Raw genomic sequence first — 21,770 nt, 5'->3', positions numbered from 1 at the left:
ATGGAAAAATGGCAGATAAGAAATTAAATATTCAAAATATGATCTTTAAGCTGGAACAATTCTGGTCTTCAAAAGGTTGTATGATTATGCCTTCATATGACGTTGAAAAAGGTGCAGGTACGATGAGTCCCTACACTTTTCTTCGTGCTGTTAGTCCAGAACCATGGGCAGCATGTTATGTAGAACCTTCAAGAAGACCTGCAGATGGTCGTTATGGTGAAAACCCAAACCGTTTATTCCAACACCACCAGTTCCAGGTAGTTATTAAACCAGCTCCAAAGGATATTCAACAATACTATTTGGACTCTTTGAAAGTTTTAGGAATTGATCCACTGGAACACGATATTCGTTTCGTTGAAGACAACTGGGCTAACCCATCAATGGGTTGTGCCGGTGTTGGTTGGGAAGTTTGGCTTGACGGCATGGAAGTTAGTCAGTTTACTTATTTCCAAGTTGTCGGTGAACTTGATGTCAAACCAACTATGAGTGAAATTACATACGGTGTTGAAAGATTGGCTTCATACATTCAAGATGTAAATTCAGTATTTGATCTTGAATGGGGCAATGGCGTGCTTTATCGTGATATCTTTAAGCAACCTGAATATGAACACTCAAAATATGCTTTTGAAGAATCAAACCAAGAACAATTGCTTAAATTCTTTGATATTTACGAAGCAACTGCTAAACGTCTTCTTGATCAAAACTTGGTTCACCCTGCATATGATTACATTTTGAAATGTTCACACACCTTCAATTTGTTGGATGCACGTGGTGCCGTTTCAGTAACTGAACGTGCTGGCTACTTATCCAGAATCAGAAACTTAGCTCACGAAGTAGCAGTTAAGTTTGTTGAAGAACGTGAAAAGCGTGGCTTCCCACTTCTCAAGAATGCACAAGACAAGAAGGCAGGCGTTGAAAATGGCTAAAGATTATTTATTTGAAATTGATACTGAAGAAATGCCAGCTCACGTTGTTTCTCGCAGTGTGAAGCAATTGGCTGACAGAACCAAGAAATTTTTAAAAGAAAATGGCTTAAAATTCAAAGATATCAAGACTTATTCAACTCCTCGTCGTTTAACAATTTTGGTTGAAGACTTGGCCGAAAAGCAAGACGATATTGATGAAGTTAAAAAAGGCCCTGCAAAGAAGATTGCACAAGATGCAGACGGCAACTGGACCAAGGCTGCTCAAGGTTTTGCTCGCGGTCAAGGCATAACTACTGATGATATTTACTTTGAAGAACTTAAAGGAACTGAATATGCTTATGTTCATGTTCAAAAAGAGGGTAAAAAAGCAAGCGATATCTTGCTTGGCATGAGCGATATCATCAAGGACATGACCTTCCCAACCAAGATGCGCTGGGATTCAAATGACTTTGAATTTGTTCGTCCAATCCACTGGCTCGTTTCTCTTTATGACAGTGATGTCATTCCAGTTAAGATTTTGGATATTACCGCAGGCCGTAAAACCGAGGGCCATCGTTTCTTAGGTGACTCAGTTGTTTTGGCCAATGCTGATGATTATGTTGAAGCATTGAAAGACCAATTTGTGATTGTCGATGCTAAAGAACGTAAAGACATGATTGTCAACCAAATGAATGATTTGGTTAAGAAAAACAACTGGAAGGTTAAAGAAGATAAGAACTTGCTTGAAGAAGTTACCAACTTGGTAGAATATCCAACTGTTTTTGTTGGTAGCTTTGATGAAAAATATTTGAATATTCCAGATGAAGTTTTAATTACTTCAATGAAGGATAATCAACGTTATTTTGAAGTCTATGATCAAAACGGCAAGCTGATCAATCACTTTATTGCTGTCAGAAATGGTAATAAGGATTACTTGGATAATGTTATTTCAGGTAATGAAAAGGTTTTGGTTGCACGTTTGGATGACGCTCAATTCTTCTATGACGAAGACCGCAAGTATCCATTAAGTCATTTCGTTGATAAGATGAAGAATGTTTCCTTCCACGACAAGATTGGTTCAATGGCTGAAAAGATGAAGCGTGTTCGCTTAATCGGTGATTATCTTGCCAAGCGTTGGAATTTAGATGAAAACGTAGTTAAGGACTTTGATAGAGCTTCAGAACTTTACAAATTTGACCTTGTTACCCAAATGGTTGGTGAATTTGCTGAACTTCAAGGTGTAATGGGAATGCACTACGCTCGTTTAGCAGGCGAAAATGAAGAAGTAGCTGTTGCTATTAAAGAACACTACATGCCAACTACTGCTGAGGGCGAACTTCCAGAAACTACTGTTGGTTCATTATTGTCTGTTGCTGATAAGATTGATACCATTCTTACTTTCTTTGGCGCAGGTATGATTCCAAGTTCTTCAAACGACCCATATGCACTGCGTCGTAATGCTTACGGAATTGTAAGAATTTTATTGAATCAAAAATGGTCATTGCCATTTAACCAAGTTTTGCCTGAAATTGTAGAATTGGTAGATGGTAAGACACCAGCTAAATTGCCAAAGACCAATGAAGAAGACGAACAAATTGCGCTCTTCATTCGTGACAGAATTAAGCAATACTTGCAAAAGAACAACTTTAAGTATGATGTTATCGATGCTGTTCTTGCTTCAAGTCAACAAGATCCAAGCGAAATCTTATCAGCTGCCAAGGTACTTGGCTTACACCACGATGATGCCGAATTTAAGCCAGTTGTTGAAAGCTTGACTAGAATTGACAATATTTTGAAGAAGGCTAAGTTCAATAACAAACAAGCCGAAGTTGATGAAAACTTGTTCGAGGATGCTAGTGAAAATGAATTATTTGCAGGTATTCAAAACTTGCAAGAAATTCAAAACTTGGCTGATTTGTACCAAGGTTTCGTTCAATTGCAGCCAGTAATTGATCGTTACTTCGATACTAATATGATTATGGCTAAAGACAAAAAAGTTAGGAACAATCGTTTAGCTCAACTTAGTCAAGTTAGTGTCTTAGCAGATCGTTTGGGTGACTTAAGCAAATTAGTTATCAAATAATAAAAGAATAGGTGATTCTCAATGGCTGGTCGAATTCCAGAAGATTTTATTAATGAAGTTCGAAACAACGTAAATATTGTTGATGTCATCAGCCAATATGTTTCACTTGAAAAGAAAGGCAAAGACTATATTGGTCTTTGCCCTTTTCATCAAGAAAAAACACCTTCGTTCACGGTTAATGAAGAAAAGCAATTTTTTAAATGTTTTGGCTGTGGTAAGGGCGGAAACGTATTTAAATTCTTGATGTATAAGGATAATCTCACTTTTCCAGAGAGCGTAGAACAAGTCGCCAATTTTGCTCACATTCCAATGCCGAGCAGCTATGGTCAAACACCGGTACAAATGAGTCCGTTGCTGAAAATTCATCAGGATGCTACCAGCTTTTATCATCATGTCTTGCTGACTACGCAGGCTGGTGAGCGGGGGATGAAATACGCCCGTGAGCGTGAGCTTTCTGAAGAATTGTTGGATCATTTTCAAATTGGTTATGCTCCAAATTCTGAGAATGTCCTGCTAACTTATTTGCGAGGCAAAGGCTATAGCGACGATAATTTGGCAAAAAGTGGCTTGTTTATCCAAAGCAAAGATGGCCGTTTGTTTGATCGTTTCCGTGATCGTTTAATGTTTCCATTAGGCGATGAAAGTGGTAAGGTTATTGGCTTTTCTGGTCGACGAATTTCTCAGGACAAAACTGAAGCCAAATATATGAACAGTCCTGAAACTGAAATCTTCACTAAGTCAAAGGCACTTTTTCATTTCTCAGAGGCCAAAAAGGCGGCTCGGCGTGAAGGGCACCTTGTCTTATATGAAGGCTATATGGACGTAATTTCAGCATATAAAGCAGGCGTTCATTCTGGAATTGCTTCTATGGGGACAAGTTTGACTGATCAGCAAGTTTATATGCTAAAAAGAACTTCACGCAATATTATCGTTAATTATGATGGTGATGATCCTGGCGTTCATGCTGAAGAACGTGCAGCAAAAATGTTCCAACAAGCTGGCGGCTTTAATTTGGGAATTGTCGTTCTACCGGAAAAACTCGATCCTGACGAATATGTCAAAAAATACGGGGCAGAAAAGTATTTGGAAGAAGTCAAAGGTGCATTGTCTCCGACCGACTTTTTCTTAAAACGCTTAGCGAAAAAGTATAACTTAAAAAATGACCGAGAACGAATTACATTCTTAAGTGAAGCCGTTAAGCAGATTGCTCAGTTAAGCAATCCAGTTGAGCAGGATTTATACATTGATAAGCTTGCTAAGCAGCAGGGCGTTTCAAAAGATTCACTGAAGATTAACTTAATGCGCGAACGCCGCCGTTTGTTTCGCGCGAATCGCAATAAAGGACGCTATCAACCAAATAATAGGAAAGAAACTACTAATCCTGTAGAATTTGAAGATAATCAAGATACGGTACAACCAAAATATGACTCAGCACAGACGCGGTTGCTTTATCTATTTATGCATTCTGAACAAGCACGAGATTATATTTTGGAGCAGCATTTTCTGTTTCCTGATCAAGGTTATGCGCAAATCGCAGAATTATGGCTAAAATTTATTCAAACTCATGAAGAAACCACAATTAATAGTTTCTTAGATTTTATTCCTGAGCAACTTCAAGGTATAATAGTAAATGCTGAAATGAGAGAGATGCCCCAAAATTTTTCTGGTCGTGAAATCGATGAGATCATTAGTTCACTTAAAAAGCGCGATATCAATTCACAACTGAATAAGTTAAAAAATAAAATTGAGGATGCCGAACGTCGAAATGACAATCAAGAAATCTTGAATTTGACGCAAAAGATTTTGCAATTAAAGAGAATCAAGGGCTAATAGAGGAGGCTTTTTTAGTGGCAGAACAAACAAACAAACTACCTTTAGATAAGATGGTTAAAAAAGTCGTTAAAGATGTTAAGAAGAGCAAGGAAATCATAGAGCAAGACTTTACTGACCGTTTAATTGAGCCTTATAACTTACAAGGCAAGGCTGTTGATCAACTTGTCCAGGAGTTCGAAGATAATGGGATCAGTATTGTTGATAAGAATGGTGATCCATCTAAATTAGCTTTAAAGAAGCAAAAAGATATTGAAAAGAAAGAATTAGAGGATATGTCAGCTCCTTCCAGCGTTCGAATGAATGACCCTGTTCGGATGTATTTGAAGGAAATCGGTCGTGTTCCACTTCTTAATGCTGATAAAGAAATTGCTTTGGCCAAAAGAATTGAAAATGGCGATGAAGAAGCTAAGCAAGAATTGGCTGAAGCTAACTTACGTTTGGTTGTTTCGATAGCTAAACGTTATGTTGGTCGTGGAATGTCCTTCCTAGATTTAATTCAAGAGGGTAACATGGGTCTTATGAAGGCCGTAGATAAATTTGACTACCGTTTAGGATTCAAGTTCTCAACTTATGCTACTTGGTGGATCAGACAGGCCATTACTCGTGCGATTGCCGACCAAGCTAGAACTATCAGAATTCCGGTTCACATGGTTGAAACAATCAATAAATTGATTAGAATTCAACGTCAATTGCTGCAAGACTTGGGTCGTGAACCAACTCCAGAAGAAATTGGTGCCGAAATGGATATGCCAACTAACAAGGTTCGTGATATTCTAAAAATTGCTCAAGAACCTGTATCTTTGGAAACGCCAATTGGTGAAGAAGACGATTCACACTTAGGTGACTTTATTGAAGATAAGGAAGCTACTAGTCCTGAACAACATGCTTCTTACGAAATGTTGAAGGAACAATTGGAGGAAACGCTTGATACATTGACTGATCGTGAGGAAAACGTTTTGCGTTTACGGTTTGGTCTAGATGATGGTCGTACTCGTACTTTAGAAGAAGTAGGTAGAGTCTTTGGCGTTACTCGTGAACGGATTCGTCAGATTGAAGCTAAAGCATTGCGCAAACTGCGTCACCCAAGTCGCTCAAACCAATTAAAGGATTTCTTGGACTAAGATAATTTAGAAATAATAAGAAAATAAAAGCATCATAACTATTGCCGTTAAGGCATAGCTATGATGCTTTTTTTATTGATAATGTTTGCCCGCTTTAGCTAAATCATCGTTAATAATCTTCATTGGATTTAGCCAAGTGCCATTATTTTTCCACCAATTGCCACATGGATCTCCATGTTTATCAATATAATGTTTATCAGTCTTAGTAATTCCTAAGTGAATATGCGATCCGGTAAGTTCGCCGATTTTTTGTCCTAATTTAACATGCTGACCTTTTTTGACGTAAATATCGTAGTTATTTAAGAAACCTTCCTGATAAATTTCTACATATCCATCTTTACTGATGATCCAAACGTAAAGTCCCATCCCTGCACGATAATGAACGCGGTGAACAGTACCCGCATGTACCGCAAGAACAGCCTTATGTCCTACTTCAGAAAAACCAAAATCATAACCATCATGAAAATAGCTTTTTGGACTTGTTCGTCTTAAGACATCGGTTTCACCATATTTTTGTCCGCTCTTAAATTTGTTTTTCTTTTCATATAAACGTTTAAAGGGATAACCCCAGGTTGGGACATATTTTTTCTTTTTCTTGGTTATACTTTTTTTCTTAACTTGGCTAGTATGATGGACTGGATTAAAGAAACTATTTGACCGCCACAGGGGCTGCGCAGCAAAAATAACGATTGCAATAATTCCAATTGCTAGCAAAATGCGCGAGATCTTTTTCATTAGAACAATTCATCTCGTTTTCCATCAAGAATGTGTTCACTGATTTCAGAATCGAAGTAAACAGGTAAATCACGATCAAAATTATAAGCTAATTTGTGTTGCATCAATTCTTGCTTTGTCATCCATTTTAAGCTTCCTTCATTAGAAGCTTTTACTGTCCCTGAAAATTGATCACAAATATAGAAGAATACTAAATAACGGTGATCGTCATGATCGTAGAATTGCTTTACGCCAACCATTTTTGGATTTTTAATTATTAAACCCGTTTCTTCTTTCAGAATCATGAAAAGATTCATGGCTTTCAACATGACCGCCAGGAAAGGTGAGGCCTGGCCACACGGGATCATTGCGATCTAAAACTAATATTTTGTCTTTATTTTTAACCATACACATGTTGGTTAAAGTAACAGGTTCTGTTCTACTCATAATTACCCGCCTTCTGAATTAATTGTAACAAAAGCGCTTGGCAAATTTTAGCATTATTCTTATTTTTCTTATTAAAAGTGAGGCCGTGAAAATGATATAATTTGCATAAAACAAATAAAAATTAATTAAATTAGAGGAATTATGAATTTACGTCTAAAAAGCTTAGCGAACATGGTTGATCCTGGAAGCCGAGTGGCTGATATTGGGACGGATCATGCTTATTTACCAATTGAATTAGTTAAAACTGGAAAAATTAACTATGCCATTGCCAGTGACATTGGACAAGGACCAATAAAAAATGCCCAAGAGGATATTAGGAAAGCCGGTTTTGAAAATCAGATTGAAACTAGGCTGGGTAATGGGTTGGATACTGTTTCAGCAGCTGATCAAATTGATACAGTGGTAATTGCCGGGATGGGTGGCAAACTCATGACGGAGATATTAAATACTGCTTGGTTGCGCAGTTTGAAGTTTCCAACATTGGTTCTTGAAGCTAATATTGGTGAACCTGAAGTCAGAGGCTGGATTATGATTCACGGCTATCAAATTGTCCAAGAACGGCTAATAGCGGAAGCTGGTCATACTTATGAATTGATTAAAGCAAAAAAAATTAATCAAATTGTGCCATTAACCGAAAAAGAATTATTATTTGGTCCATTGATTTTAAAGGCGAAAGAACCAATTTTTAAGCAAAAATGGCAAAGACAATTATCATATTATCAGCAACTGCTGGTCAGTTTAAATAAAGCTAAAAACAAAAATGTTGAACGAATTAATCATATTAATCATTTAACTGAGTTAATTAAAGAGGAATTAAATGACTAAAGTTAAAGATATCGTTGCCCGCTTACGTCAAGATTTTCCCGAAGAGATAGCTAGTCAGGGTGATCCCGTCGGAATGCAGATTGGATCAATGGAGGCTCCTGTAACCAAAGTTATGACTACTTTAGATGTCCGGCCACAAGTGGTTGAAGAAGCGGTTGATAAGGGCGTTGATTTTATCGTCAGTCACCATCCAGTAATGTTTAGGCCAGCAAGAAATTTGGATTTTGCAGACCCTCAGAATGCAATGTATGGCAATATTATCAAGAACGGTATTACCGTTTATTCAATTCATACCAACTCCGATAAGGCGCAAGACGGATCTGCCGATTGGCAAGCTGAAGAACTCGGTTTAAAAAATCTCGAACCATTTGCGCCTGATGAAGACGGAATCGCAATTGGACGTAAAGGTGAACTCCCTAAAGAAATGACAGCTAAGGAATTTGCTTATTATGTAAAGGAAAAAATGAATATCAAAATGGCTCGACTCATTACTGCTAGTGATGATAAAAAGGTGAAAACCGTAGCCTTTATTTGTGGTGATGGCGGCAAATTTTGGCACCGTGCTGTTGATGAAGGCTTAGATGCCTTTATTACTGGGGATGTTTATTACCACGTTGGTCATGATATGATCTCTTCTGGTTTAACCGTAGTAGACCCAGGACATTACACCGAAAAACTGTTTAAATACAAGGTCTATGATCGTTTGAAAAAATGGAATCAAGAGAACAACTGGCAGGTTGGCGTTGAACTTTCTGAAGTATCAACCAACCCGTTTGAAGATTTATTTTAAAAGGAGATAATTATGGAATATCCAAACTTGCTGCCCAGATTTTTAAAATATGTTAAGGTCAATTCACGTTCTGACGAACATGCTGATCGTTTTCCATCAACTGAAAGAGAAGAGAACTTTCAAAAGAATGTTGTGATGAAAGACCTTGAAAAATTAGGTTTAAGCGATATTCATTACAACCAGAAGGCTGGCTGCGTGATTGCAGAAATCCCATCAAATGTTGATTATGATGTGCCTGTTATGGGATTTTTAGCACACTGTGATACTGCTGATTTTGAATCGGAAAATGTCAAACCACAGATTCATGAAAACTATGATGGCGAAAGCAAAATTCAATTAGGCGATTCTGAATTTTACCTTGATCCAGAAGTCTTTCCAAATTTGAAGAAATACAAAGGACAAACAATTATTACTGCTTCGGGTGATACTTTGCTTGGTGGGGATGACAAATGTGGAATTTCTGAATTAATGACCTTCGCCGAATATTTAATGAACCATCCTGAAATTAAACACGGTAAGATTCGTTTGGCCTTCACACCGGATGAAGAAATCGGTACTGGAGCAGAACATTTTGATGTAAAGGACTTTGGAGCTGATTTTGCTTTCACGGTCGATGGTGAAGCACCGGGCAAACTTGATTGGGGCACATTCTCAGCTGCACAATTTAGTTTGGATATTCAAGGCGTTAACGTTCACCCAGCTGTAGCTAAGGGCCAGATGATCAATGAGCAATTGATTTTCATAACCAGCTTCCTGAACATGATCGTCCTGAAAACACCGAAGGCAGAGAAGGCTTTTATCACTTATTAGATTTAAAGGGCACTGTTGATAATGCGCATATGGATTACATCATCCGTGACTTTGAACGTGAAGGCCTTGAAAAGCGCAAGAATTTAGTCAAAGAAATCGTTAAAAAGATGAACGATGAATTTGGCACAGAACGCATCAAGCTAAAGATGAATGATCAGTATTACAATATGGCCGATGAGTTGAAAAAACATATGGATATCGTAGATTTGGCTCGTGATGCATACAAGGCCGAAGGATTGGAAATTAACGAAGATCCAGTACGTGGCGGTACAGATGGTTCACAGTTAACTTATATGGGTCTGCCATGTCCAAATATTTTTGCAGGCGAAGAAAACATGCATGGTCGATATGAATACACTGTCTTGGAGTCAATGTACAAGACAGTCGATGTTATGCTGAAAATGGCTGAATTAAATGCTGAACGCGCAAAATAATGAAACATTTTTAGTGAAAAAGCAGCTTTTGCAAGCAATATTGCTTGTCAGCTAAGAAGACTATTATGTCAGGCTAAAACAGCTGATTTGAGTTTGCTTAAAAGTTATGCACTGAAATTGTAATAGTAAAATAAACCACCAACAAATACTTTAATAGCAGTGTTTGCTGGTGGCTTTTATTTTTGGATTGTAAAAAATCACACTCGTGGAACATTTGGCTAAGCTTAAGGACTTGCAAAGACAAAATATTTTTTGTACTATAATAGTGTGATAGATATATAATACAGTAAGCAAGAGGTGAGAATATGGAATTTAAGGATAACATCCCAATTTACTTACAAATTGAACAGTATTTGTACCGCCAAATTGCAATGGGAAAACTTAAAGCCGGCGAAAAAATTCCATCAGTGCGAAAACTGGCCGTTGAGTTAACTGTCAATGTTAATACGGTTCAACGCGCTTTGCAGCAAATGAATGATCAAGGCATTCTTTATACGAAACGTGGTGAAGGAAATTTCGTCACGGAAGATACGGATTTATTGAAACAGACTAAGCAGTCACTGATAGATGGTCAGTTAGAGCAATTCGTGCAAAACATGATGCGTTTAGGACTTAAAAAAGAGGAATTAGTACCAGCATTAAGTAAGTACTTGGAGGGGAATAAAAATGAAAGACCTACTAACAATTAAGGATTTAAGTTATAAAAAGAATCAAAAGTTAATTTTGCGAGATGTTAATTTAAGTTTAAAACCTGGAAAAATTGTGGCCCTGCTAGGAGAAAATGGGGCAGGCAAAACTACTTTGATGCGAATTATTGCCGGCGTAGCCAAGAATTATAAGGGAAGTGTTACCTTAAAAGACACTAATGATGTGGCAAAAAGAAAGTCATTTTTGTCATTTACCGATGGCCTGACTGGTTTCTCAGAATCAACCAAAATTGGCGATGTCGTAAACTTCTACGTTAATATCTTTAATGATTTTGATGAGAACGAATTTGATGAACTACGCAAATTTATGAAATTGGATCCTGATATGAAGTTAAGTCAATTATCGCGCGGGATACGAGAGAAACTTATTATTGCTTTAAATTTTGCCAGGCAAGCAGACTTATATCTTTTGGATGAACCATTCGCAGGGATTGACCCAATGGCTCGTAAGCGAATTATCAACTCGATTATTCTTTGGAAGAGCGAACAGTCAACTATTTTAATTTCGGATCACTTTGTAGATCAAATTGCTGCCTTGCTTGATGAAGTTGTCGTAATCAAGAATAATACTGTTTTTGCTCATAAAACGGCTGATAAGATTCGTGAAGAACATAAGAGTATTGAGGAATACTATGAAGGTTTATACGAAGGCGAGGATGAGTAATTATGACTAAGTTTTGGACTTTATTCAGAGAATTATTTAAACAAAAGAGCAAGCCAGCCTATATAGTATTTTTAATTCAAGTTGCAGTGGCTTTAGTAACTTTGTTTATTACGGCAACTACGACGCCTAACTTTAAAAGTGCACAAATGTTTGGCAACAAAATTCCTTGGCTTCCAGCTTGGATTTTAATGTATATTGTGATTTTTCTGATGTACAGTTTCATAGCCGACTTTGCTTACTTGCTTTTAACTGCTTGGAAAAATGAAAAGATTAACTGCAGTCAAACTTGGCGTTTGGTGCCAATGAGTGATGGTAAGATCTATCTCTGCAACACTTTGAGTTCATTTTGTAGTTTCATTTACTTAGTTATTATGCAATCAATTGTTGGTTTAATTGGCTGTTTGATTGCTTATGCCTCAAGTAATGGAATTAGAAAAGCAATTGCTTATGCTCTGCATCAGGAGGCCGTTGTTGATCATTGGGCTGACGTTAATATTGGTGATTTCTTAGTCTTAATTTTATTCATGATTTTGCTGGGTCTTTTCTGGTATGTCATTATTTCATTCTTGCATTTCACTAGTCGCGCCATCGTCGACTTTTTGCCAATGATGTCAAACAAATTTATTGTTTTCGTCATTAGAGCAATCGTATTGATTGTCATCGTTTACTTGGTGATCTGGGCAATGAACATGTTCGGTGAAATTTACAGCAATCCATGGTTCTTCAAAGATAGTTCATTTGCATCCAGCTTTATGCCAGAGACTATTGAATTGTTGATTTTTGATCTGATCTTTGGTGCTGCCAACTATGCCTTGATTGATAAATTCGTTGAAGCAAAGCAAAATAATTAGAAAAGTAGGGGGATAGATATGACTACTTTTAAACAAGCTTGCACGGAGTTGTTCCATCGCAGAAACCGATATGTAAAATTCTTTTTGTCTGTGCAAGCTTTAGTTGTGATTTTTTACTCACTTTTCATTATCGTCTCTCATAACAAATACAGCCTACTGGGATATGAGCATTTCACGGGCTGGCTGATCCCATACGCCATTGTCATTCAAACAACAATGATCTTTGATCTTGTCTTTTTAGGATGGGTTATCTTCAAAAATGAAAAATGGCAATTCAGTCAAACTTGGCGGCTAATTCCAATTTCTGATAGCAAATTGTTTTTAGCTAATATTACTAGCACTCTTTTGAACTGTATCGTGATTTTTATTTCACAAATTTTAGTACTTTCTTTACTTAATGGTGCCACGTCATTTGTCACTTCCAATAGTTTCTCAACACAGAATTTTTGGAAGGGCGTAACAGCTTTTTGGATTAACAGCGGTGACCCAAAAGGATTGGAGATGTGTCTCAATCTGGTGGCGTGTTAATTATGACTTTTGTTTCTTTCGTTAATTTTTCTTCTCAAACTATCGCTGATGTTTTGCCATCACATAATAAAAAACTAATTCGCTGGCTATCTACGGTAATTATAGTTGTCGCCGGGGTATACTTAGCAAATTTAATTAATGGTGTAATTAATGCATATTGGGAAAGAGCAGAAAGACGTTTTATGGCAGTCCCAAGTCAAATGACTGAGGCTAATACTATTTATTTAAACGTGATTCAATTTATATATCCATTTGTCATCATGCTTTTTGCTGCATTGTTTTAGGAGTCCGGCTTTATAACAAATATGTTGAGTCTAAAGCTAACAATAATTAACGGATAGACAATTTTCTTTTCACAAAGAGAATGATCTTTTTTATATGAAAAGTCTACAATAGAATACAGAAACATTCATTTGTTCTAGGAAGGTCTTATTAACGAAGCAAAAAGGAAAACATTATTTAATTAGATATGCGAATGGAAAATCACTGTCAGAAATTAATGGCACTATTGAAATTCCCAAAAAGTGTACCTTTTGGCGCATGCTGTGGGCCTATACCGGCCCTGGTGCACTTGTGGCTGTTGGCTATATGGATCCGGGTAATTGGGCAACTTCAATTACCGGCGGTCAAAGTTTTCAATATATTCTAATGTCGACGATTCTAATTTCAAGTTTGATGGCCATGCTTCTTCAATACATGGCTGCCAAATTAGGAATCGTTACGCAAATGGATTTGGCACAGGCAATTCGACTGCGTACAGGAAAAGCTCTCGGCATCGTCTTATGGCTAATGACTGAATTGGCAATTATGGCAACTGACATTGCTGAAGTTATTGGTGCCGCGATTGCGCTAAATCTTTTATTTGATATTCCTTTGGTACCGGCTGTTTTTATTACGGTACTTGATGTCTTATTGTTGCTGCTATTAGCTAGAATTGGCTTTAGAAAAATCGAAGCAGTTGTTTCCTGTTTGATCTTGGTTATTTTGCTCGTTTTTGTATATGAGGTTTTGCTGTCAAATCCTGATTGGAGCAAGGCATTTGTCGGTTTAGTTCCAAGCGCAAAAATTATTCAAACGCATCCCGTAGTCGGCGGTATTTCGCCCTTAACTGGAACGCTAGGGATTATTGGTGCAACTGTTATGCCGCATAATCTGTATCTTCACTCTGCGATTTCACAGACGAGAAAAATTGATCACCATAATTTGCAGCTCATTCGCAATGCCGTAAAATATACAGCTCTGGATTCAAATATCCAATTATCCTTGGCTTTTTTAGTAAATGCCTTGCTTCTCATTATGGGAGCTGCTGTCTTCAAGAGTGGAGCTGTTCGCGATTCTTCATTCTTTGGTCTTTATCAGGCTTTGGACAATGCCAAAATGCTGAGCGATCCGTTGCTGGTTCATGTTGCACGAACTGGTATCCTTTCGACGCTGTTTGCCGTTGCTCTCTTGGCTTCTGGACAGAATTCAACTATCACCGGTACACTTACAGGACAGGTCATTATGGAAGGCTATATTCACTTAAAAATGCCACTCTGGGCAAGAAGATTAGTCACCCGTCTGTTATCAGTTATTCCGGTGCTCCTATGTGTTTCATTTACAATGAATGATTCCGTAATGCAACAACACTTTGCATTAAATATGCTGATGGAAAATTCACAGGTTTTCTTAGCCTTCGCGTTACCATTCTCAGTTTTACCACTGCTGATAATGACTAATAATAAAGCTGAAATGGGCGAGTTTAAAAATAAGCCCTTATGGCATTATCTTGGTTGGGCTTGTGCACTAGTTTTAACTTTCTTAAATTTATACAATTTACCAAGTCAATTTGTCAGTTTTAAATTTGCTTCCAAAGAAGTGTCAACGATTATTGCTTACTTTGTAATTGTTGTGATCGCTGCATTGCTGTTATGGACCTGTATTGAAATTTATCTTGGTGATCGTAAAGTAAAAATTCATCACTCTGGCTTTGATGCAGAAGAGAAAGAATTAAAAGAAGAAGGACAAAAATAGACAAAAAAAGTTTCCAAGGCATTTGCCTTGGGAACTTTTTTTACTTAAGCATTAGCTGACATGTAATCATATAACTGGTTGACTTCTTCATCGGTAAATTCGCCATCGCCGGTCTTCATTGCGTGAACTTTCTCAACTGAAAGGTGACTAGCAAAAGCCAAATCAGTATCATTTACATGATGCTTAACTTGGTAATCAATAATTGCATCAGATAATTCTTCTTGTTCGTTCATAATGAATCTCCTTACAGTTCAATTTTAACATAAAGTGAAAGATCACATTGAATAATGTTTTTAGAAAATTTTCAACTGATTAAGTGGCCAATATCTCAGTTTAACTTTGCCAACGATTGCACTGCGCTTTACAAAGCCAAAATAGCGTGAATCTTTAGAAACATTTCGATGATCACCCATGACAAAATAGCAGTTTTTAGGAACTCGTTTTTTCAAAGTAAAGTTATTTGTATAAAGCGTGCCATTCTTATTAGCGGCTTTCTTTAGACTATTATTTAAATATGCTTCAGAAACCTGTTTACCATTAATATAGAGCTTATCATTTTTGCTGGTAACCATATCTCCGGGGAGGCCAATTATCCGCTTAATATATAAAGCGTTTTTTTCGTCCGGAGCTTTTAAAATGACAATATCATTCCGCTTCAATGTAAAATGTCTAACCGCGATCACTCGATCATTACTTTCAAATGTTGGCTGCATTGATGGTCCCGAAACAGTTTCATTAGACAGAACGAAACTAAAAATCAGATAATAAATGCCTATCAAAACAGCCATCATGATAATAATTTCAAGAACAAAGCGTCCTAAACTTTCATTGTCATTGCTATTTTGTTTAAGATCTTTAGCATTTTTTGCCATTTAATCTCTCCTTTTATATACTCTTACTATTATAACTGATTTAAATATGATTGAATGGTAAAATCATTATTAAGGAATTCGATCATGACAAAGTATTTAGAAAAATTAAACCACTTAGACAGGCAATTAAATAGTCCGATGGTTCACCAACAGGTAGAAGAGGTTAATCAAATTATTGTCACTGTCTCTGCGAAAAAGATATTGGCTCAGGCTCCTCAAAAATTAGGATTAGAACCTGATGAATTTGAAAATATTTTAGATTCCGTGGGAGAAGTAAAACGCGAGCAATTGACTGTAATCAACCATTTATTAAATGGACTGCGGCAATATTTATCGCTGCAATATGGGATATGGAGTTTGCCTAATCTGAAAACTGCCCATTTGATAAAAGAAAAATTGCACCCCAAAACGGCACTGGAAATTATGGCTGGCAATGCTTATTGGTCAAAAGCATTAAACAGTGTAGGTGTTAAAACCACTGCTACGGATAATTTGGAATGGGCAAAGACCTCAAATACTGGCAGCCAAATTTTTGAAAAGGTTGAAGATTTGGACGCTGTCCGCGCAATTAAAAAATATCCCAAAACAGATGTGATTATTTGTTCCTGGTCGCCTAATTTTGGTCAAAGCGATTTAGCGGTAGTAAAGACCTGGAAAAACTGCAGCGATGCTCATTTGCTTTTTATTGGCGAAAAAGATGGAGCAACTAATTCACCAGAATTTTGGCAAAAGATGAATTTTATTAACGATCAGAATTTGAAAACAATAAATCGTTCATTTGTCAGCTATGATTTTATTGATGAAAAAATATACGAGATAAAAAGAATATGAATTGGGAAAAAATATCATTTATTTTAATCGTTTTTCTAACCTTTTTGGGAGCAGGCTTTATGTTGTCCAATGTTCAATCTCGTGAAGCAGATCAGTTGCTTGAAGCTCACGGGATGGATAATAATACGCGCTATTTTTACACGAACAAAAATGAAAAAATAAGCGCTTTTCTAAAGTACCTCAAAAAGAAATATCCTAAAGAGCATATTCAACTTCATTTGGATAATCGAATTGATAAGCAGCAAATTTTGGTTTGGTCAAATCATTCTTTGCGGTCTTTACCAACGCAAAGTGGATGCTACTTTCAGGCTGATGACTTTGAAGGTCAAGTCTCTTTCGCAGTTTTGGGTCCAGATACCAAGAAAAATGTGATTGAGCGACAAGGTAATCGCTATATTCTCTATCATAAACGCTATTATTCAGTAATTGGCGAGCTTAAGAATTATCATCAAAGTCAGCAAACGCAATATTATTTAACAACTGGCGTTAATCAGCCAACAGCTAATGCAAACTTAAAGAATTATCGTATTGTCATTGATGCAGCGCATTTATCGGCTGTTAAAAAGATTGCTAAACAGTATAATGGAAAAATTACAATGCCCACTTTTGTTAAAAAGCACCAATTATATCGCTTCTCAGTTATCAGAGAAATCATTTTGATTATTTTGCTATGGCTGGTGGCAATGGGTGCCAATTTGTTAATTGCATTAATGCAGCGCAAGCAGGTAAAACTAACACATTTGAAAGGCAGTCTGTATAAAAACTGGCTGGTTAATCACGGACTGCGGCTCATTTTAATTGAAAGTTTGCTAGCAATTGTTGCCTATATTCTGCTTCGATATTTAGGCTTCTTTAGCAAAGTAAATCACTTGATTCTACTTTTGTTCTTAAATTGGCTGGCTGCAATTTTTGCATATGTATTCACTTGGTTATTCTTGCATTGGAAGGAGCATCGTCATGCTTAACTTACCTGATACATTTATTGAAAAATATCAAAAACTGCTAGGAAAAGAAAAGGCAGCTGCTCTCTTTGAAAGTATGAATCAAGAAACGAAGAAGGCTTACCGAATTAATTCGTTGAAAGCTCATCAAAAAGTTTCTTATTCAAATGCACAGGCAGTTCCTTTTATTCCCAATGCTTATTATGGTGAAGTCAAAGGTGAAGACCCCGAATGGGTAAGTGGGACAGTTTATTCTCAGGACCCAGCAGCAATGTTTCCTGCTTATTTAGCACAAATCGAGCCGGGACAAAAAGTCTTGGATTTGTGTGCTGCACCTGGCGGGAAAACAACGGCATTAGGTGAAGCATTGCAAAATGCCGGTTTATTGGTCGCAAATGAAATCTCCAGCGTTAGAGTAAAAGCATTACGTGAAAATCTTGAACGTTGGGGCATTAGCAATGCTTTAATCACAAATGATGATTCTTTTGCTTTGGCTAAAGTTTTTCCTGAATTTTTTGACGTTATTTTAGTGGATGCACCATGCAGCGGGGAGGGGATGTTTCGTAAAAATCCAGATGCGGTTTCTTATTGGTCACCTGACTATGTTTTAACTTGCCGAAAAAGACAACAAGAAATTCTGACCGAAGCGGTTAAAAAGCTTAGACCAGGAGGTAAACTAGTTTATTCAACTTGTACTTTTTCACCTGAAGAAGATGAAGAAATCGTTGCTTGGTTAGTAAAGACCTTTCAAATGACGATTGAACCAACGCAGGTTGAATCAAAAAAAATAAGTCACGGACAAGCCAGATTTGTTGATGACAATTTACCGGAGCTTGATCGTACTCTTCGGTTGTGGCCACAAGATGACCTAGGTGAAGGACAGTTTGTTGCAGTTTTGCGTATGCCTGGTGAGAGTTCACCAATTGATTCAAAAAAAGAAAAGAAAAAGAAGAAGAAAAAACGTTCCGCTCTTTTAAACAAAGATGAACGCGACTGGGTTGAAAAGGTCCTCAGCAATTTTAACCTGCCAGACTTTTTAACTGATTGGCCATCGAAGGCTCTCGTCAGTCATGATCATGTGTTCATTCCAGCTTATAAGCAGAGTACTAAAGGACTCAAGGTTATCAATAATGGCGTTGAATTAGGTTTACTGAAAAAAAAACGGTTTGAGCCGGGTCATCAGCTAGCTGAAGTATTGGCACAAGTTGACCAAACACAGGTTGTCGAACTGCAAAGCAATGAAGAATACCGAAAATATTTGCATGGTGAGACACTACGCGTAAAGTCAGAATTGCGTGGCTTCGTATTAGTTGCCTATCATGACTTTATTTTTAGTTTTGGTAAAATTACGGGAAATGGCGTGCTAAAGAATTTTTATCCTAAAGGCTTAAGAACAATGAAAGGTTAATAAGATGATTAAACTAATTGCAACCGACATGGATGGAACATGGCTTAATGATCATCAGGATTATGATCGTGAACTATATCAAAAAGAATTGACTTTAATGCAAGAAAAAGATGTTAAATTTGTCATTGCTAGTGGCAATCAATTCGAAAATTTGCGAACACGATTTTCTAAGACTGCTGATGACTTGTATTATGTTGCTGAAAATGGAGTATTAGTAGTTAAAGGCAGACAAGTTCTGCATGTTGAATCATTGAGCGATCAAGAAGTTCAGAAAATGTTCAAAATAGCTAGCAGTTACTCTTATCCTGTTGTTGTAGCTGGCTTAGCGAGTGCATATATTCGTGAACAGGACGGTACAAAATATTACAACGAAATGAAGAAATATTTTGAAAAATTGACCGTTGTAAAATCTTTATCTGAAATCAAAGATAAGATTTTCAAAATTTCTTTAACTGTTCCAGTAGATGTGATGCCTGAATTATTGGCTAAATTGGTAAAAAAATATCCTGAACTTACGATTGTTTCTGGAGCTGCAGATTCAATTGATATGCAACAAAAAGGCATGAATAAGGCAAAAGGGTTAGAGTATTTAGCGCAGCGATTAGGAATAAAGCCAAATGAGATGATTGCTTTTGGTGACAGTGGCAATGATGTAGGGATGCTTGAATACGTTGGTCATAGCTACGTTACTAGATATGCTTTGCCTGAAGCAAAAAGAGCTTCTGATCAAATTATTGGTTCAAATAATGAGAGCGCAGTTCAAAAAGAAATTTTGAAGTTATTGCAAAATTAAAAGAGTGCTATTGACTAGCACTCTTTTTGTAATATCGAATTTTATGTTAAATTATTTGATCAATTTGATTTTTTAAAGGTAAATCATAATAGCGTTTGAGGGAAGACAAGGAATTTACATCATTTTTGCCAAATACCGCTAGCAAGATGGCTAATTCCTTTTTCCATTCTTGTATTTCTTCAATTAAGCCCTCTGTATCATGCTGCATTAACTGTTGCAAAAAGGTATTGGCAATGCCAACTAATTTTCCTCCTAAAGCAAGTCCCTTTAAAACATCCAGAGGATTGCGTACACCGCCAGAAACAAAAAAATCCAATTGCATTTTTTCCGCAATTAAGCTGGTAATAACGGTTGGCAATCCTAAAGATGACAAATAGGACAGATTGTATTGATTACGGCTATTTTCGATTTGGGCAAAATTTGTACCACCCATTCCACCAATATCGAAAAGATCAAAACCAGCATCTTTTAATTTTTTCAAGGAAGCTTGATCAAAGCCAAACCCAACCTCCTTAATGATAATTGGAACGGTAACTGCTTGTCTAATTTCAAGCATATTATTTAGCCAGCAAAAGTCGCGTTCGCCTTCAGGCATTGCTGCTTCCTGGACTACATTCAAATGAATCTGCAAAGCGTCAGCTTGCAATTCTTGAACGATTTTCGCAGCGTCCGATGCTGGGGTGAGGGGATTGACATTGGCAAATAAAAGACCATCTGGATCCTGCTCACGTGCAACCGTAAAGCTGGACAATTGCTCATTTTCTTTAACCAAGATACTGGCTGACCCTAGAGCCAAAGCAATATTTTCTTTTGCAGCAACGCTGCCTAATTGCCGATTTATTTTTTTGGATTTCTCAGAACCACCTGTCATTGCTTCAATGAAAAAGGGGGCAGAAACTTCTTTGCCCAAGAAACTGGTTCTAATTGAAGCTTGATCAACTTTGCTTTCTGGTAAAGTTGGACGAAGCAGGTGCATTTGATCAAAACTATTTTCTTTTTGTTTATTAAAAAACATCTGGGCCAATGCCAGATGTTCTTCTTTTCTTTCAGATCTTTTTGACATATTAACCTCAATTAATGAGAAAGAATAATGTTGTGAACATGGAAATTCAATGGCAAAATGCCATTCTTGCGCCATTCATTTTCTAAGGCATCAACGTCGCTGCTTTTATCGGTGATAACAATACCGCAATCGCCATTGCCTGCGCCTGAAGTCTTAGCCGCACTACCATATTTTTCTGCAATATTAATCAATTTCGTCAATCTAGGAATTTCAATTGCAATATGGTTAACGTGTGCGAAGTGCTGCAAAATTGCACGATTAACCCGAATTTGCTGCTTGATTAAATCAATATTGTTTTCTTCAAAGCCTTGAACCATTTTCAAAACACATTCTCTTGAGGCTTGCAAAAACTTTTTATATTCAGCAGGGGCATCCATTTTTTTTGCATTGGTTTCATCAACCAAACGTGATGTCGAAGCTGGCTTCTGACTCCAGCCAATCATCAATTTCATCCCTTCAGGAGGGGTTAAGAGTTCAATTTTAAGTCCTGGCCAAGCTTCTTTTACCACTTTAGATAAAGATTTATGGGCTAATTCATTCTTCAGCCACTTTTTATCAAAAGTTTGGTAAGCTAACCAGCCACCATAAACACTAGCAGCAATGTCACCGGCAGAGCCGTTGCCTTGAACAGAGTAGTGGGAAATAGCTGATAGTTTGTAAACCAGTTCATTATTAAGTTTAACGCCATAGAAACGCAAAATAGCTTTCACAGTGGCAACCGTAATGGCTGCACTTGAACCTAAGCCATACTTCTTACCATCTGCAGAATCAAGATCGGAATTAACGTGCAGGTCATAAACATTCATCTTGATATTTTGCTCTAGACAATAACGCTCAGTAAAGGAAATTGCAGATAAGATGTATTCAAAAGGATTGTCTCGATTGTCAATGACCATTCTCGAGCCTTGACGAATCCAATGAATTGAATCTTGAGAATACTGTTTAGAGTGAATTAAACCGGTACCTGTTTTACTTTTAGAAATGCTTACACGTACAAACTGATTGACAGCTACTAAAAGAGCAGGGCAGTCTTGTTCCAATACGGCATATTCACCAGCTATATACAATTTTCCAGGTGCTTTTTCTGTTATCAAAGAAGTTAATCCTCTAATCTATTTCTATCTAATCTCAGGCAGC

General features: G+C 37.1%; 21 protein-coding genes and 2 pseudogenes. 17 read left to right on the top strand and 6 right to left on the bottom strand.

Annotated elements, in window-relative coordinates; all coding sequences use genetic code 11:
• The first annotated feature begins 8 nt into the window (after nucleotides 1–8).
• From glyQ to rpoD, 4 genes are read left to right on the top strand one after another with little or no spacing between them, the layout of a single operon-like run.
• Nucleotides 9–926: a glycine--tRNA ligase subunit alpha gene (glyQ, locus tag HMPREF0493_RS00195; protein ID WP_040456556.1), complete on the top strand. Its 918-nt coding sequence runs from the start codon at nucleotides 9–11 to the stop codon at nucleotides 924–926.
• Nucleotides 919–2,988: a glycine--tRNA ligase subunit beta gene (glyS, locus tag HMPREF0493_RS00190; RefSeq protein ID WP_006351195.1), complete on the top strand. Its 2,070-nt coding sequence runs from the start codon at nucleotides 919–921 to the stop codon at nucleotides 2,986–2,988. The genes glyQ and glyS overlap by 8 nt, the downstream gene beginning before the upstream one ends.
• Before the next feature lie 21 nt (nucleotides 2,989–3,009).
• The gene (gene dnaG, locus HMPREF0493_RS00185) at nucleotides 3,010–4,818 is read left to right on the top strand and encodes a DNA primase (RefSeq protein ID WP_006351194.1); all 1,809 of its coding nucleotides are present in this window, start codon (nucleotides 3,010–3,012) and stop codon (nucleotides 4,816–4,818) included.
• 17 nt (nucleotides 4,819–4,835) lie between these two features.
• Entirely contained in the window at nucleotides 4,836–5,942 is a 1,107-nt protein-coding gene (gene rpoD / locus HMPREF0493_RS00180) for an RNA polymerase sigma factor RpoD (RefSeq protein ID WP_006351193.1), read from the top strand.
• 72 nt (nucleotides 5,943–6,014) lie between these two features.
• Here the strand turns inward: rpoD and HMPREF0493_RS00175 are convergent, their stop codons facing one another.
• On the bottom strand, nucleotides 6,015–6,677 hold the full coding sequence (locus HMPREF0493_RS00175; protein ID WP_006351192.1) for a M23 family metallopeptidase: 663 nt from the start codon (nucleotides 6,675–6,677) through the stop codon (nucleotides 6,015–6,017).
• Nucleotides 6,677–7,103, bottom strand: a pseudogene (locus tag HMPREF0493_RS00170) (NUDIX domain-containing protein). Before HMPREF0493_RS00170 ends, HMPREF0493_RS00175 begins: the two are co-directional and overlap by 1 nt.
• Before the next feature lie 141 nt (nucleotides 7,104–7,244).
• Between HMPREF0493_RS00170 and HMPREF0493_RS00165 the strand changes: the two are divergent.
• From HMPREF0493_RS00165 to HMPREF0493_RS00125, 9 genes and pseudogenes are all read left to right on the top strand, one after another.
• The gene (locus HMPREF0493_RS00165; RefSeq protein WP_006351189.1) at nucleotides 7,245–7,928 is read left to right on the top strand and encodes a tRNA (adenine(22)-N(1))-methyltransferase; all 684 of its coding nucleotides are present in this window, start codon (nucleotides 7,245–7,247) and stop codon (nucleotides 7,926–7,928) included.
• Nucleotides 7,921–8,718, top strand: coding sequence for a Nif3-like dinuclear metal center hexameric protein (locus HMPREF0493_RS00160; protein ID WP_006351188.1), 798 nt, complete (start codon nucleotides 7,921–7,923; stop codon nucleotides 8,716–8,718). Before HMPREF0493_RS00165 ends, HMPREF0493_RS00160 begins: the two co-directional genes overlap by 8 nt.
• A gap of 12 nt (nucleotides 8,719–8,730) precedes the next feature.
• Nucleotides 8,731–9,962: pseudogene (gene pepT / locus HMPREF0493_RS00155) on the top strand (peptidase T).
• A gap of 305 nt (nucleotides 9,963–10,267) precedes the next feature.
• Nucleotides 10,268–10,651, top strand: a complete 384-nt coding sequence (locus HMPREF0493_RS00150) for a GntR family transcriptional regulator (protein ID WP_006351185.1) — start codon at nucleotides 10,268–10,270, stop codon at nucleotides 10,649–10,651.
• A complete protein-coding gene (locus HMPREF0493_RS00145) occupies nucleotides 10,629–11,333 on the top strand; it encodes an ATP-binding cassette domain-containing protein (protein WP_006351184.1) in 705 nt (234 codons plus the stop codon). Before HMPREF0493_RS00150 ends, HMPREF0493_RS00145 begins: the two co-directional genes overlap by 23 nt.
• A 2-nt stretch (nucleotides 11,334–11,335) precedes the next feature.
• Nucleotides 11,336–12,184, top strand: coding sequence for a hypothetical protein (locus HMPREF0493_RS00140; protein ID WP_006351183.1), 849 nt, complete (start codon nucleotides 11,336–11,338; stop codon nucleotides 12,182–12,184).
• Nucleotides 12,185–12,202: 18 nt separating this feature from the next.
• A complete protein-coding gene (locus HMPREF0493_RS00135) occupies nucleotides 12,203–12,712 on the top strand; it encodes a hypothetical protein (protein ID WP_006351182.1) in 510 nt (169 codons plus the stop codon).
• Between the two features lie 2 nt (nucleotides 12,713–12,714).
• Complete coding sequence (locus HMPREF0493_RS00130) at nucleotides 12,715–12,996, top strand: hypothetical protein (RefSeq protein WP_040456553.1); 282 nt, start codon at nucleotides 12,715–12,717, stop codon at nucleotides 12,994–12,996.
• Nucleotides 12,997–13,123: 127 nt separating this feature from the next.
• Entirely contained in the window at nucleotides 13,124–14,725 is a 1,602-nt protein-coding gene (locus tag HMPREF0493_RS00125; protein WP_040456551.1) for an Nramp family divalent metal transporter, read from the top strand.
• Nucleotides 14,726–14,769: 44 nt separating this feature from the next.
• On the opposite strand, the gene HMPREF0493_RS00120 is transcribed toward HMPREF0493_RS00125, so the two are convergent.
• Both HMPREF0493_RS00120 and lepB read right to left on the bottom strand, forming a co-directional pair.
• Complete coding sequence (locus tag HMPREF0493_RS00120) at nucleotides 14,770–14,958, bottom strand: LBP_cg2779 family protein (protein WP_006351179.1); 189 nt, start codon at nucleotides 14,956–14,958, stop codon at nucleotides 14,770–14,772.
• 60 nt (nucleotides 14,959–15,018) lie between these two features.
• A complete protein-coding gene (gene lepB, locus HMPREF0493_RS00115; RefSeq protein WP_006351178.1) occupies nucleotides 15,019–15,597 on the bottom strand; it encodes a signal peptidase I in 579 nt (192 codons plus the stop codon).
• Nucleotides 15,598–15,681: 84 nt separating this feature from the next.
• Here lepB and HMPREF0493_RS00110 point away from each other — a divergent pair, with 84 nt between their 5' ends.
• Genes HMPREF0493_RS00110 through HMPREF0493_RS00095 form a run of 4 tightly spaced genes read left to right on the top strand, consistent with a single transcriptional unit; the run spans nucleotide 15,682 to nucleotide 19,570 of the window.
• Nucleotides 15,682–16,428 carry a hypothetical protein gene (locus tag HMPREF0493_RS00110; RefSeq protein ID WP_006351177.1) on the top strand — a complete coding sequence of 249 codons (747 nt, stop codon included), beginning with the start codon at nucleotides 15,682–15,684 and terminating at the stop codon, nucleotides 16,426–16,428.
• A gap of 59 nt (nucleotides 16,429–16,487) precedes the next feature.
• Nucleotides 16,488–17,393 (top strand): hypothetical protein, encoded by a 906-nt coding sequence (locus HMPREF0493_RS00105; RefSeq protein ID WP_228116997.1) that lies wholly within the window; start codon nucleotides 16,488–16,490, stop codon nucleotides 17,391–17,393.
• Nucleotides 17,386–18,777, top strand: coding sequence for an RsmB/NOP family class I SAM-dependent RNA methyltransferase (locus HMPREF0493_RS00100; RefSeq protein ID WP_006351175.1), 1,392 nt, complete (start codon nucleotides 17,386–17,388; stop codon nucleotides 18,775–18,777). The genes HMPREF0493_RS00105 and HMPREF0493_RS00100 overlap by 8 nt, the downstream gene beginning before the upstream one ends.
• A gap of 4 nt (nucleotides 18,778–18,781) precedes the next feature.
• Nucleotides 18,782–19,570, top strand: a complete 789-nt coding sequence (locus HMPREF0493_RS00095) for a Cof-type HAD-IIB family hydrolase (RefSeq protein WP_006351174.1) — start codon at nucleotides 18,782–18,784, stop codon at nucleotides 19,568–19,570.
• Between the two features lie 46 nt (nucleotides 19,571–19,616).
• On the opposite strand, the gene fni is transcribed toward HMPREF0493_RS00095, so the two are convergent.
• Nucleotides 19,617–20,633: a type 2 isopentenyl-diphosphate Delta-isomerase gene (fni, locus tag HMPREF0493_RS00090; protein WP_006351173.1), complete on the bottom strand. Its 1,017-nt coding sequence runs from the start codon at nucleotides 20,631–20,633 to the stop codon at nucleotides 19,617–19,619.
• Nucleotides 20,634–20,644: 11 nt separating this feature from the next.
• Nucleotides 20,645–21,727, bottom strand: coding sequence for a phosphomevalonate kinase (locus tag HMPREF0493_RS00085; RefSeq protein ID WP_006351172.1), 1,083 nt, complete (start codon nucleotides 21,725–21,727; stop codon nucleotides 20,645–20,647).
• Between the last annotated feature and the right edge of the window lie 43 nt (nucleotides 21,728–21,770).

Origin of the sequence: Lactobacillus amylolyticus DSM 11664 (genome assembly GCF_000178475.1) — a bacterium.
Lineage (GTDB): Bacteria > Bacillota > Bacilli > Lactobacillales > Lactobacillaceae > Lactobacillus > Lactobacillus amylolyticus.
This window is presented reverse-complemented; position numbering and strand designations above follow the sequence as displayed.